The following is a 12,871-nucleotide window of genomic DNA, read 5'->3' as shown; positions in this document are numbered from 1 at the left end:
TTTTACTCCTGACGCCCACCCAGAGAATTTACCCGACCGGCAACACTTTCAATGGCCGTTAATGCTCCTGCTGCTCCTGCTAGAATATCCTGTTCTTGTCCACCTAAGTAAAGCCGTCCAAAACTACCTACAGCTTGAACTTCAAGAATGTTAATCCTTGCTGCTTTCTCCGCTTCATTGGCAGCCAGTGCAGCGTAAGCAGCAGGCTCTACTTCTAATACATACAGCGTTTGACCTGCTAGTAGCAGCTGTCCCCGGCGCGTGCGATTAATCAGTTGTGTTTGATAAGCATCGATATTGCGGATAATCTGACTAGAAACAACCCGTGGTTTCAGACATTCCTCTCTTTGGACTCCCAGTGCCGCCAAAATAGCTTGACCAGCAGCTCTGGTTTCGCCTTGGGAGCTAGAATGAACTTCTAATAGTCCGTATAGTCGTTCAACTACCAGTACTGCCGGACGCACAGAGGCAGATTTCAGGGCTATATCCGTAATCTTATTAATTTCTATACCAGGAGAGATTTCAATCCACAGTGATGTATCTCCTGGTAATGGTAAGAAGCCTTGGGCTACTGTTCCCATATATGCTGCATGTTGAGGTTGCAGGCTGTCGAGAAATACGAAACTGCGTAATTCTATGCCCAAGATTTTGCTCTCCAGTCGTGAGGGTTAAAAGTTATCTATATGCAAGATATAAGCGCCTAACTTGACAATATAGGGTATAAAGGAGCGCAAAATCCGTTTAACGGATCTACACCCGCGTGTCAAATGGCAATTTATAGAAGCTAATGCTTATTTAGAAGACCATCGTCGTCTTGGGATAATATCTACTTTGATCGGACGACATAATTTTTATTTAACACAGCTACGTTGTAAACATCTTGACTCTTTTAGATTACCCCAGTTTTACCCCAAATATTTCCCCAACATCTCCCAACCGGAACCACAAGGATTAGATACTAATGAATATGGCTCTTTCTAGCTCAACTTGTTTTTCCTAAAGTATTTTCACAAACGCCCGTAACTCCTCTTTCTATCCCTCCAATCAAGCAAATAAGCCTCTCCTAAACCATTTAAACAGCTTACCGTGGTTTGGGAGAGGCTTGACGGAATTTTTTGGCGCGATCGCCAATGTTCAGCAAAAGAGGCGATCGCGATTTTTCTGGTTGATTTATCAGGTACTGGGCAAGTCTCCTTCAGGTAAGACATTATCTATGCTGAGTACCCACGGTACACCTTTGTCAATTGGAGAACTGACAGTAATTTTCGCTCTATTGGCAAACTGTTTTAACTGGTTAGCAAATTGGGGAACAGTTTTCATGATATTGCGATAACTTTCCATATTATTACAAATCACGATCAACGTCAAAACGCCACTATTGATTTGGAAATACCAATGACAACTTGATAACAAAATCCGTGTCATGCGATCGCACGCTAAGAAAAAGCTTTTTTTGGTTGCTTCTTCAAGCTGTCTGAATAGTATTTCACTCACCTTGATTGTTTTAGGTGAAGGCAAATCATCTGGATGTAAGCATGGTTGAGTCATAAGGTTTTGGCAAGCTCCAAAAGTAATGAAGCTGCGGTGAAGATGGGTATTTTTGATTTTTCTGCAAGATTCAATTTGCAAAAAATCAGGTTTACTGGGTTATTTTTCTTGAGTGACAATCCACAATAAATCTAACCACAAGTGAGGATAAGTTTGCTTAATATTTGAAAGTGGATCGCGCATCAAATTATTGGCATTCAAGCAAACAACCTCAAATAGCCCCAAGTATTCTGCTACTTCTCTGAGTAGGTTTTTTTGTTCTACTACAGCACTCATCAATTTATCAGGGCAATAAATAGCAATGTATTTTGTATGGCGAATGCATGTTTTTATATTTACTCTTGTTAAGTGAGGATGAGGATTGATCATCTTCACATAACATTGGCTTAACAGTTTCCATACCTGTGGATGAGCGTGTTCGATAATTACGTTAAATTGCTGGGCTAAATCCTCTTCAGTAATCATTACTCTCTCCATTGCTTTAGTGCTAAGAACAGTAATCTCATGTCATCTATTACATACTTTGAAAAACACCTAATTGTGCAAAAAATCAGAGTAGCAATTTTTTGCTGATGCTATGTGCATATTCACTTTAGTCAAATAGGTAATTTTTCGTCAGGGCAAAATTTACCCCAAAAAGCGAAATTGGTTGGTATGTTTTCTACTGTTTGTATTACTCGCCTATCAAGCATCAAAGCTGAAACTAATCTCTAAAACTGTATTAAATACTACTAATTACCAATTTAATTGGTAATAACTTTTTACTAAATATAATGCTCTGGTTCTTGGAATTTAAGGCTTTTAAGCCAATATAGCAGGTAAAAAGCAAACACCTGCAAAAATAATTTGCGCTTCGCAAGCAAATTGGCAATTTCTGTGATAGTCTTTTTATATAGGGAATCAAGATAGCGAAAGTACAAAAAGTCTTCAAAGAGAAATGATATAAACTCAAAGACTACACTTTCGCCTTGGTAGAGATTTTGTTAAATCCGCTACGGCTTTTTGAAACTAAAAGACAAAGCCAATGAAGCAGGATAGTGACCTCCGTAATAACTTGAAGTCCATTAGAACTCGCTTAGGTATGAGCCAACAAGATTTGGCTAACATCGCTAATGTGACTCGTCAAACTATTAGTGGTGTAGAGTCGGGGCAATATGCTCCCTCAGTAGCCATAACACTTCGCTTGGCCAAAGCGCTTGGCTGTCAAGTTGAGGATCTATTCTGGTTAGAGCGGGATTTACCTGAAATTGAAGCTGTTCTTGCCAAACCTATTCCTAATGGTCAGCAACTACGAGTTAGCATGGCTCGTGTGGGAGGACAATGGATAGCTTATCCCTTGATTGGTAAGGATGCTTTTCGCCAAGAGATGATTCCGGCTGATGGTGAGGGTGAAACTTGCACAGGTACAAATAAAATTCGAGTCCGTCTTTTAGACGATAATCTCGACACACTTCACAACACCGTTGTGATTGCTGGTTGTGCCCCTGTGATTTCACTATGGGCAAGAGCCACCGAACGCTGGCATCCCCAACTGCGAGTCCAATATAACTTTGCCAATAGCATGGCTGCATTGCACAGTTTATGCAGAGGTGAAGCGCACATTGCTGGGATGCATTTGTACGATCCTGAGACTGGTGAGTATAATACTCCCTTTGTTCGAGATGTTCTAGCTGGCAGGGAAGCAGTTCTGATTACCCTTGGTGTCTGGGAGGAAGGGCTTTTATTGAAGTCAGGGAACCCAATGGGAATTAGAACAGTTACTGACTTAGTTGCAGGGAGAGCGACTATTGTCAACCGCGAAATAGGTTCCGGTAGTCGGATGCTTTTGGAACAAACACTCCAAAAAGAGCAGATACCGTTCAATGCTGTTCAGGGCTTTGACAATATACTCAAAAATCACCAAGATGTTGCCCAAGCTGTAGTCAGAGGAATTGCCGATGCTGGTATGAGTACAAGCTCTGTAGCTACCGCTTTTGGGCTGGGATTTATCCCTTTAAAACAGTCACGATATGATTTAGTGATTCTCAAGGAATATTTGGAAGAAGCACCTGTACAGCAGTTGCTCAGTACTTTGGGACATCGGATGGTTCACTCTCAATTTGAAATTCTTGGCGGTTACGATATCAGCAAAATCGGGGAAGTTGTAGCGACTGTTTAGAGTAGATTGCAATGGTTGGTTGTGTGGTTAAAGGAAAACTTAGCGTAAATTTAAATCCTGCTGCAACTACTCTTTAGGTATGAGCAACCTTCAGGAGATTACAACAACTGATGATGCTGAATTCGTAATTACGATTGAATTTTAGTTTCCGGCTTGGAATCTGTAGCTTTCTTTTTTCCTATTGGTATTACTACCCCTAGAGAAATTATTTGAGTAAGCGGATGGTAATACTTGCAATATTCCTTGAGTGATGTTTTATCGCTCTAGCAATTAGTCAGAAAAAACAATGACTAATGGCCAACGAGAACTGACCAAAACTTAAATATGTTCTGGATACAGACTTTTTTTGCTGTAGAACGAGCGCCTCCAACAACGTTCTACATCAGCTCACTGCTGTAATTTTACAGTACGAGTACCTCCGGCACTTTGTGCCAACGCCTCATAAACCAAAAGACCCACCAAACAAACAATTACAGGATCAATCATCATGTCCGACGAAAAAATTAGACAAATTGCTTTCTACGGTAAAGGCGGTATCGGTAAATCTACCACTTCCCAAAATACTCTTGCTGCGATGGCAGAAGTGGGTAAACGCATCTTGATTGTCGGATGTGACCCGAAAGCTGACTCTACGCGTTTGATTCTGCACTGTAAAGCTCAAACCACCGTGTTGCACCTCGCTGCTGAACGAGGTGCTGTGGAAGATATTGAACTTGAAGAAGTGGTTATCAATGGTTTCCGAGATATCAAATGCGTGGAATCTGGTGGTCCTGAACCTGGTGTAGGTTGTGCCGGTCGTGGTATCATCACCGCCATCAACTTCTTGGAAGAAAACGGCGCTTACTCAGACGTAGATTTCATATCTTACGACGTTTTGGGCGACGTTGTATGTGGTGGTTTTGCGATGCCAATCCGTGAAGGTAAAGCCCAAGAAATTTACATCGTTACCTCCGGTGAAATGATGGCGATGTTTGCTGCTAATAACATCTCTCGTGGTGTTCTTAAGTACGCCCATACTGGTGGCGTGCGCTTGGCAGGTCTAATTTGTAATAGTCGTAATACTGATAGAGAAGACGAACTGATTAGCACACTCGCTGCTAGATTGAGTACTCAGATGATTCACTTCGTGCCGCGTGACAACATTGTGCAACACGCAGAATTGCGCCGGATGACTGTCAACGAGTACGCACCCGATAGCAATCAAGCTAATGAATACCGGACACTAGCAGACAAGATTATCAATAATACAAATTTTGCCGTTCCTACACCTATTGAGATGGACGAGCTAGAAGATTTGTTGATTGAATTTGGTATTCTCGAAAGCGAAGAAAATGCTGCAAAACTGATAAGTGCTGCCAACGCTCAAGCCGATGGTGAGAAGAAGCTAGAAGATGCCCAAGGCGAAGCACTAGAAGCTCTGAAAAAAGGAAATGTAGAAATAGTTTCCGGTAGTTAAAAGAAGTAAGATTCTTGTTTAGACTCAGGTGCTAAATACAGAGTAAATATTAGGTGGGCAAAAATAGCCCACCCTCTCACCGAAACAGTTCTGAGTGCTGAGTAACATTAGCGGATAGCTAAGGTTTAGTCCGTGCTGAGTAAAAAGTAAAATTAGACCGACTAAGCATCAAATTAGTTTTGAGTAGCGAATACCTCGGCTAAGAATGGGAAGATTCATTAATACTACTTATTCATTACTTCTTACTCAGGACTCAGCACTCATCACTTTTGAAAAATCATTTAAAATGGAGGTAATCGAATCGCCAATCTTAACTTTTGTTTGTTTAAACTTCACCGTGACAACACTAATCTATCAAGGACTATACAGCAACATTAATACTTTAATAGTCTAGTGTGTGTTTTTATTTTCTCCTTCTCTTACCCAGTTGGTGTTTATGTTTTAGGGGATGGGAAATTCTCTTTCTCATTCCCTTTTATTCCATCCTTTAGATACACGATTAATAAATGAAAACCTATGAAAGCTTTTGGAAATTCACTTAACACCTGATAACTTCTACCTATTGTCACCAAACCAATGAATCCCACCCCAGGAAAAATCAACGATTCGCTCAGTGACTCCAATTCTGAAGATGCTCCTCAGCAGCAGAAACAAAAGAAAAAAAAGTCCTCCACCCAATTACCCCAACCTGGAACTACTCAAGGGAGTTGTGCTTTTGATAGTGCAATGATTACCTTAGTACCAATCACCGATGCTGCTCATGTAGTTCACGGGCCAAGTGGCTGTGCTACCAGTATTTGGGGAAGTTACAGCAGTCTTTCCTCTGGTTCGATGCTGTACAAAATACGCTTTACCAGCGATATCGATGAGAACGATATTATCTTTGGTGGAGCCAAAAAGCTGTACAAAGGCATTTTAGAATTACAAAGACGCTACAAACCTGCGGCGGTATTTGTTTACTCCACTTGCATCACCGCCTTGATTGGAGATGACATTGAAGGAGTTTGCAAAAATGCTACCGAAAAAACAGGAATACCTACTATCCCTGTACATTGTCCTGGATTCATTGGAAACCAAAATTTGGGCAATCGTGTCGCTGGTGAAGCAATGCTAGAACACGTTATTGGAACAGATGAACCAGAGACTAGTACACCTAATGACATCAACTTAATAGGTGAACATAACATCTCAGGTGCAATATGGAATGTTCTACCGTTATTGGAGAAATTGGGTATTAGAGTTTTGGCAAAAATTACAGGCGATGCTGTTTACAAAGAAGTTTGCTATGCTCATCGTGCCCAACTTAACGTCATACTCTCCTCCAAAGCACTAATCAATGTAGCAAAAGGGATGGAAAAAAAATATGGCATTCCCTATATTGAAGAGTCTATCTATGGGATAGAGTCAATCAATCAATGTCTAAGGAGTATTGCGGCAAAGTTAGGTGATTCTGATTTGCAGGAACGTACAGAAAAGTTAATTTTAGAAGAAACTGCTGCAATAAATGAAAAACTCGCTCTGTATATTACCCGATTACAAGGTAAGCGCATTATCCTTTCTGTTGGAAGTTTCAAAAGTTGGTTGATTATCTTTGCTGCTAAGAAATTGGGGATGGAAGTTATTACTATCCTTAATAAGGATAATCCTGAGGAGGATAAAATTAGAGTCAAAAGTTTGTTGGCTCAAGATGGCATAATTTTAGAACAAAATACTCCTGAAGAAATTTTACAGATAATTAACGAAAATCAAGCTGATATGTTAATTGCTGAAAAACGCCATCAAGACACCTCTCTCACTGCTAGAATTCCATTCCTAGATATTAATCAAGAACGCAACCATCCTTATGCGGGGTATATAGGAATTTTAGAAGTAGCACAAGAACTGTATGCCGCTTTTTACAACCCTGTGTGGGAGCAAGTATATCAGCCAGCCCCGTGGTCAGCAGAATAATTCTTCTGAGGAGAACATTTGATGGCGATTATTAGCGTTACAAGTACATCTGTTGCAGTTAATCCTCTGAAGCAAAGCCAAACTGTAGGCGCAGTTTTAGCCTTTTTGGGGTTAAAGGGAATTATGCCTTTATTACACGGTTCTCAAGGTTGTACTGCTTTAACTAAGGCGGTATTGGTACAGCATTTCCATCAGACGATTCCCCTTTCCAGTACAGCGATGACTGAAGTTGCAACCATTTTGGGTGGCGAAGAAAGAGTTGAACAAGCAATTTTAACTTTAGTGCAGAGATCCAAACCAGAAATTATCGGTCTTTGTAGCACTGGACTTGTGGAAACTAGAGGTGATGATATGGGGCGCTTTGTCAAGGAGATTCGCCACCATCACCCAGAATTGGATTATCTACCAATTGTGCTTGTCTCTACACCAGATTTCAAAGGTACATTACAGGATGGCTTTGCTGGTGCAGTTGAGAGTATGCTCAGGGAAATTCCTCAAAAAAGCTCCAAGCAAGACGCTTGTCCCACACAAATTACTATTTTGGCGAGTTCTGCCTTCACACCAGGGGATGTACAGGAAATCAAAGAGATTGTCACCTCTTTTGGACTTGTACCTATTGTTGTACCTGACCTTTCTGGCTCATTAGATAGTCATATAGAAGATTCTTCTAGTGCGATTACAGCTAATGGCACGACTTTGGCACAGTTGCGCTCAATTGGTAATTCTGTATTCACTTTGGCGCTAGGTGATAGTATGCGGGCTGGAGCGCAAATTTTGGAGCAGAGATTCAATATACCTTATGAGGTATTTGGTGAATTGACGGGGCTAGCAGCAGTAGATAAATTCCTGCAAGCATTGGCGGATATTAGTGGTGTCAGCGTACCAGAAAAATACCGCCATCAACGCCGTCAGTTACAACATGTGATGTTGGAGAATCATTTTTACTTTGGTTGCAAGCGAGTTTCTTTGGCGCTGGAACCAGATTTACTTTGGTCAACAGTTTCTTTTTTACGATCGCTAGGAGTTCAGATTCACTCCGCAGTGACAACAACACGCTTTCCTCTATTAGAAAAACTTCCGATTCCTAGCGTTACTATCGGCGATTTGGAAGACTTTGAGCAACTGGCGGTTGGGTCGGATTTACTAATTACCAACTCTCATGGAGTAGCGATCGCTCAACGCTTAAAAATTCCTCTCTACCGTCAAGGGATTCCCATTTTTGACCGCTTAGATTATGGTCAGTTCACCAAGGTTGGCTATCGAGGTACTATACAACTTTTATTTGATATTGGTAATCTCTTTTTAGAGCAGGAAACAAAGGGTAAGCATTAATATTAGTTATCATGTCGATGTTTGCTTCAGTGACACGACATTTTAAATAATGATGAAAAGGTTTGTAAAGTGGTGGGTTGAGTTTTCTTCTTGGTGGAATATTCGCCAAAGTAGAAAGTCTCTTTTGTTTGTCGTTATGCTTACCTTGAGTGCGATCGCTACGGTGATGTTGTCGTTACCATTGAACGCTCAAATAAATCTGCCGTCAAAGCCAATATCTGAGTTAAGGGGAGTATGGTTAACAAATATTGATAGTGATGTGTTATTTGAGCGCGATCGCCTCAAGGGATCTTTGCAACGCCTTGATGAACTCAATTTTAACACGATATATCCGGCGGTTTGGAATTGGGGATATACATTGTATCCTAGCAAAGTTGCCCAAAAAGTTATCGGGCGATCGCTAGATCCCACTCCCGGACTACAAGGGCGAGATATCCTCAAAGAAATTGTTGATGTCGGACATCAAAAAGGGTTAACAGTGATTCCCTGGTTTGAATTTGGTTTCATGGCCCCAGCTGATTCTCTATTAGCTAAAAATCGCCCCCAATGGCTTACTAGTCGCAGTAATGGGACTCGGATTGTCAAAGAAGGTATACATAATCGCGTTTGGTTAAATCCCTTTCGCCCAGAAGTACAACAGTTTATCCAAAATTTAATCGTTGAAATTGTTAGAAACTACAATATCGATGGTATTCAATTTGATGACCATTTTGGCTTACCATCAGAATTAGGATACGATGCTTATACGGTCGCACTTTACAAAAAAGAACACAGAGGAAAAGCTCCCTCCAAAAACTTTAAAGATCCAGAATGGGTACGCTGGAGAGCTAATAAAATCACCGACTTTATGAAGCGGGTATTTACAGCTATCAAAGCTACTAAAAAAAATTGCCTAGTTTCCGTTGCGCCAAATCCTCAGCGTCTTTCCTACGACTTCTTATTAGCAGACTGGCAGAAGTGGGAACGGCTAGGAATCATCGAAGACTTAGTTTTGCAGGTATATCGGGATGACTTGAATGTTTTTATCAACGAATTAGAGTATCCAGAAGTGAAAGCGGCTAAGAAACATATTCCAGTGAGTGTGGGAATTTTGGCTGGATTGAAAAACAAATCTATACCGATGCAACAGATTCAGACACAAGTGCAAAAAGTACGCGATCGCAATTTTGCCGGAGTCTCCTTCTTTTTCTATGAAAGCCTCTGGAATATGAGCAAAGAAAAGCCCCAAGAGCGTCAAACTGGTTTCCAAAAAATCTTCCCTACACCCGTAGCTTACCCCAATTTGTTAGCAGGTTGGAAACCCTCAAGTTGATTTTTCTAACAACTAGAACTTACGCACCGTGACAAAATTGTGTCATTGCGATCGTGTATGCTTGAAAGGTATATGCAGCGATAGCCTTCGCCTTGGTCTTGTAGAGAAGCAATCTCAAACCTTGGTTTTACGTTCTAATTGCGTAATACCAATTCTCTGTAGAGATGCACCAAATTATTTTAGAGAGGCGTTATGTTGCCCTTTGGCAGCGAAAGCTTGGATAAAAAACTTTTATAAATGCTTGGTAGATTTGATAGAAAAGCGATCGCTCCATTAAATTAAAGTGCGATCGCTATTTATGTTTATGTTGGAGCAGACACCTTGCCCGCTTAAAATCTAAATATCTATCTCGCTCAACTCGCGTGTGATGTGATCGAATGGTTCATCTACAAAAGCAGTATTAACCACACCTGCTGCTGTCACTTGTTCCTTAATCAAATCCTTGAGAATTTGGATACCGCGAACCGTAGGCCCAATAGGTACTCCTAGAGAATTGTAAGTTTCCCGCAGCCCTTGTAGCACTCGTTCATCCAATACATTGGTATTTCCAGCAACCAGCGCATAGGTGGCATAGCGCAGATAGTAGTCCATATCTCGCAGACAAGCTGCATAACGACGAGTCGTATAAGCATTTCCACCAGGGCGAATCAATTCTGGCAGTTCTTCAAATAACTGCAAACCAGCCTGCTTGACAAGTGCAGCCGCATTAGAATTGATTGCCGCCGCCGCTTGTATTCTTGCTGTACCACTATCAAAGTAAGACTTCAGGCTATCGATCGCATTCCGGTCAAAATACCGACCAGCTAAGTCATAATTCTTAATTAAACTTGTTACCGCATCGCGCATTCCTTCTTCTCCCAATCATTGCTATTTATGGTTTGATATTTATTTGGCTGCACTTATGCACCAGTAAAGTTTTGTGCTATTAAAAATAGATTCGGCACAAAAACGATCTATCCACTATCTATGGATTCTATGCCAAAGTTGACCCTTATATGATGAACTTTCCAGTTTTGTACAGATGATCGCCGAAAGGTTAATATAACCTGATAATCGAGATATCTGTAACATAAACTACAAAAATCCTTAATATCTAGTATTTAAGATATTTCAGGTGTGTCACGGTCTGATTGAGATCAGCAGGGTTACGATGCTTTGGAAGATTCTAGTTTACTTTAGGAAATTGGTAGAGAAGGAGTAACAATGACAACACCACAAGAACTCTTGAAGAGAATTCAAGATGAAAAAATTCAACTGATTGATCTCAAATTCATCGATACAGTAGGGACTTGGCAGCACCTCACACTGTACCAAAACCAAATTGATGAGACTGCATTTACCGATGGCGTACCTTTTGACGGTTCCAGCATTCGGGGCTGGAAAGCAATCAACGAATCGGACATGACGATGGTACTCGACCCCAACACTGCTTGGTTCGACCCATTCATGAAAGAGCCAACACTAAGTATAATTTGTAGTATTAAAGAACCCCGCACGGGTGAATGGTACAACCGTTGCCCACGCGTTATTGCCCAAAAAGCAATAGATTACCTGGTTTCCACTGGTCTTGGTGACACCGCCTTCTTTGGGCCTGAAGCTGAGTTCTTTATCTTTGACAATGCTAGGTTTGCCCAAACCGCCAACGAAGGCTACTACTTCTTAGACTCCGAGGAAGGTGCTTGGAATTCCGGTAAAGCTGGTACAGAGAGTAAACCCAACTTAGGTTACAAACCACGCTTCAAAGAAGGTTACTTCCCAGTCGCACCGACGGATTCTTTCCAAGATATCCGTACAGAAATGCTGTTGACAATGGCAGAATTAGGTGTACCCATTGAAAAGCATCACCACGAAGTTGCTACTGGTGGTCAGTGCGAACTTGGTTTCAAGTTTGGGAAGTTGATCGAAGCGGCTGACTGGTTGATGATTTATAAATATGTCATCAAGAATGTTGCTAAGAAATACGGCAAAACCGTCACCTTCATGCCAAAACCGATTTTTGGCGATAACGGTTCGGGAATGCACTGTCACCAATCCATTTGGAGAGACGGCCAACCTCTGTTTGCAGGTGATAAGTATGCTGGTTTGAGCGATATGGGGTTGTACTACATTGGTGGTCTTCTCAAACACGCACCAGCCCTGTTGGCAATCACCAACCCTAGTACCAACTCATACAAGCGTTTAGTACCTGGTTATGAAGCTCCTGTGAACTTGGCTTACTCCCAAGGGAACCGTTCTGCTTCTATCCGTATTCCTCTATCTGGCACTAACCCCAAAGCCAAACGTTTGGAATTCCGTTGTCCAGATGCTACATCTAACCCCTATTTGGCATTTGCTGCAATGCTTTGTGCTGGTATCGATGGCATCAAGAACAAAATCCATCCTGGTGAACCCTTAGATAAGAATATCTATGAACTCTCTCCAGAAGAACTGGCAAAAGTTCCTTCAACTCCAGGTTCTTTAGAATTGGCGTTGCAAGCACTGGAAAAAGATCACGCCTTTTTGACAGAATCAGGCGTCTTCACGGAAGACTTTATCGAAAACTGGATTGACTACAAGCTAGGTAACGAAGTTAAACAGCTGCAGCTACGCCCTCATCCCTACGAGTTTTACCTCTACTACGATGCTTAATGAAGAGTCCTATCTAACTAAAAAGTAATGAGTTTTGCCACCCTAAAGTAGAGGGTGGCTTTTTTTCAGACTTGTCAGTTGAGATATTCACTTCAAATCCAGCTTAGAATTCCTGAAACTTAGCTCATGGAAGCATGACTGGGCCCATAAATCATCCGAGTATGAGCATCTACCTTGCCTTGAATTGGGTTCCAGTTGTGGGATGCTTCTTCAGGAAGACCAAGTTCTTGTGCAGCCCGCATCAGGATTGATTGTTGGCGATTCTTGACTTGCTGATGTTCGCGGGCCATTAATGCACGAGATTTATCTGCGATAGACATAACCTATAGTCCTCTCTATTTCGTGAATATATAATTTTTTCTCTTCACAAGACTAGCATAACAAAAATCTGTAACATAAGCTACTTTTTACATAAATTTATATTTGCCTTTGATGACAATATCAGGCATTTTTCCCCAAAACTGGAAAAATCTTTCTTAATCTACTG

12 protein-coding genes are annotated in these 12,871 nt (G+C 41.3%); 7 read left to right on the top strand and 5 right to left on the bottom strand.

Annotated features, from left to right (window positions below; translation table 11 throughout):
* Positions 1 to 2 precede the first annotated feature (2 nt).
* From V7K79_RS28480 to V7K79_RS28470, 3 genes are all read right to left on the bottom strand, one after another.
* Entirely contained in the window at positions 3 to 644 is a 642-nt protein-coding gene (locus V7K79_RS28480) for a hypothetical protein (protein ID WP_335052703.1), read from the bottom strand.
* A gap of 529 nt (positions 645 to 1,173) precedes the next feature.
* The gene (locus tag V7K79_RS28475; protein WP_335052701.1) at positions 1,174 to 1,548 is read right to left on the bottom strand and encodes a hypothetical protein; all 375 of its coding nucleotides are present in this window, start codon (positions 1,546 to 1,548) and stop codon (positions 1,174 to 1,176) included.
* Positions 1,549 to 1,647: 99 nt separating this feature from the next.
* A complete protein-coding gene (locus V7K79_RS28470; RefSeq protein WP_335052699.1) occupies positions 1,648 to 2,013 on the bottom strand; it encodes a hypothetical protein in 366 nt (121 codons plus the stop codon).
* A 559-nt stretch (positions 2,014 to 2,572) separates the two neighbouring features.
* On the opposite strand from V7K79_RS28470, the gene V7K79_RS28465 reads away from it, so the two are divergent.
* From V7K79_RS28465 to V7K79_RS28440, 6 genes are all read left to right on the top strand, one after another.
* Positions 2,573 to 3,706 (top strand): substrate-binding domain-containing protein, encoded by a 1,134-nt coding sequence (locus tag V7K79_RS28465; protein ID WP_335052697.1) that lies wholly within the window; start codon positions 2,573 to 2,575, stop codon positions 3,704 to 3,706.
* A 487-nt stretch (positions 3,707 to 4,193) separates the two neighbouring features.
* A complete protein-coding gene (nifH, locus tag V7K79_RS28460; protein ID WP_335052695.1) occupies positions 4,194 to 5,162 on the top strand; it encodes a nitrogenase iron protein in 969 nt (322 codons plus the stop codon).
* Positions 5,163 to 5,738: 576 nt separating this feature from the next.
* Positions 5,739 to 7,112, top strand: coding sequence for a nitrogenase iron-molybdenum cofactor biosynthesis protein NifE (gene nifE, locus V7K79_RS28455; RefSeq protein WP_335052694.1), 1,374 nt, complete (start codon positions 5,739 to 5,741; stop codon positions 7,110 to 7,112).
* Between the two features lie 21 nt (positions 7,113 to 7,133).
* Positions 7,134 to 8,444, top strand: a complete 1,311-nt coding sequence (gene nifN, locus V7K79_RS28450) for a nitrogenase iron-molybdenum cofactor biosynthesis protein NifN (protein ID WP_335052693.1) — start codon at positions 7,134 to 7,136, stop codon at positions 8,442 to 8,444.
* Positions 8,445 to 8,496: 52 nt separating this feature from the next.
* Positions 8,497 to 9,756, top strand: a complete 1,260-nt coding sequence (locus tag V7K79_RS28445) for a glycoside hydrolase family 10 protein (RefSeq protein WP_335052747.1) — start codon at positions 8,497 to 8,499, stop codon at positions 9,754 to 9,756.
* Between the two features lie 28 nt (positions 9,757 to 9,784).
* Positions 9,785 to 10,033, top strand: coding sequence for a hypothetical protein (locus V7K79_RS28440; protein WP_335052691.1), 249 nt, complete (start codon positions 9,785 to 9,787; stop codon positions 10,031 to 10,033).
* Between the two features lie 59 nt (positions 10,034 to 10,092).
* On the opposite strand, the gene apcB is transcribed toward V7K79_RS28440, so the two are convergent.
* Positions 10,093 to 10,602 carry an allophycocyanin subunit beta gene (gene apcB / locus V7K79_RS28435; protein ID WP_335052689.1) on the bottom strand — a complete coding sequence of 170 codons (510 nt, stop codon included), beginning with the start codon at positions 10,600 to 10,602 and terminating at the stop codon, positions 10,093 to 10,095.
* A 357-nt stretch (positions 10,603 to 10,959) separates the two neighbouring features.
* On the opposite strand from apcB, the gene glnA reads away from it, so the two are divergent.
* Complete coding sequence (gene glnA, locus V7K79_RS28430) at positions 10,960 to 12,384, top strand: type I glutamate--ammonia ligase (protein WP_335052687.1); 1,425 nt, start codon at positions 10,960 to 10,962, stop codon at positions 12,382 to 12,384.
* Positions 12,385 to 12,503: 119 nt separating this feature from the next.
* Here the strand turns inward: glnA and V7K79_RS28425 are convergent, their stop codons facing one another.
* Positions 12,504 to 12,704: a hypothetical protein gene (locus V7K79_RS28425; RefSeq protein WP_335052685.1), complete on the bottom strand. Its 201-nt coding sequence runs from the start codon at positions 12,702 to 12,704 to the stop codon at positions 12,504 to 12,506.
* Positions 12,705 to 12,871 lie beyond the last annotated feature (167 nt).

Origin of the sequence: Nostoc sp. (assembly GCF_036917575.1) — a bacterium.
Lineage (GTDB): Bacteria > Cyanobacteriota > Cyanobacteriia > Cyanobacteriales > Nostocaceae > Nostoc.
Note: the sequence above shows the minus strand (reverse complement) of the source record. Positions and strands in the feature narration are given on the sequence as shown.

Bases quoted from the DNA above. Each gene is read 5' to 3' on its own strand.
- V7K79_RS28475 (WP_335052701.1), bottom strand. From the start codon at position 1,548: ATGACTCAACCATGCTTACATCCAGATGATTTGCCTTCACCTAAAACA.
- V7K79_RS28470 (WP_335052699.1), bottom strand. From the start codon at position 2,013: ATGATTACTGAAGAGGATTTAGCCCAGCAATTTAACGTAATTATCGAA.
- V7K79_RS28465 (WP_335052697.1), top strand. From the start codon at position 2,573: ATGAAGCAGGATAGTGACCTCCGTAATAACTTGAAGTCCATTAGAACT.
- nifH (WP_335052695.1), top strand. From the start codon at position 4,194: ATGTCCGACGAAAAAATTAGACAAATTGCTTTCTACGGTAAAGGCGGT.
- nifE (WP_335052694.1), top strand. From the start codon at position 5,739: ATGAATCCCACCCCAGGAAAAATCAACGATTCGCTCAGTGACTCCAAT.
- nifN (WP_335052693.1), top strand. From the start codon at position 7,134: ATGGCGATTATTAGCGTTACAAGTACATCTGTTGCAGTTAATCCTCTG.
- V7K79_RS28445 (WP_335052747.1), top strand. From the start codon at position 8,497: ATGAAAAGGTTTGTAAAGTGGTGGGTTGAGTTTTCTTCTTGGTGGAAT.
- apcB (WP_335052689.1), bottom strand. From the start codon at position 10,602: ATGCGCGATGCGGTAACAAGTTTAATTAAGAATTATGACTTAGCTGGT.
- glnA (WP_335052687.1), top strand. From the start codon at position 10,960: ATGACAACACCACAAGAACTCTTGAAGAGAATTCAAGATGAAAAAATT.
- V7K79_RS28425 (WP_335052685.1), bottom strand. From the start codon at position 12,704: ATGTCTATCGCAGATAAATCTCGTGCATTAATGGCCCGCGAACATCAG.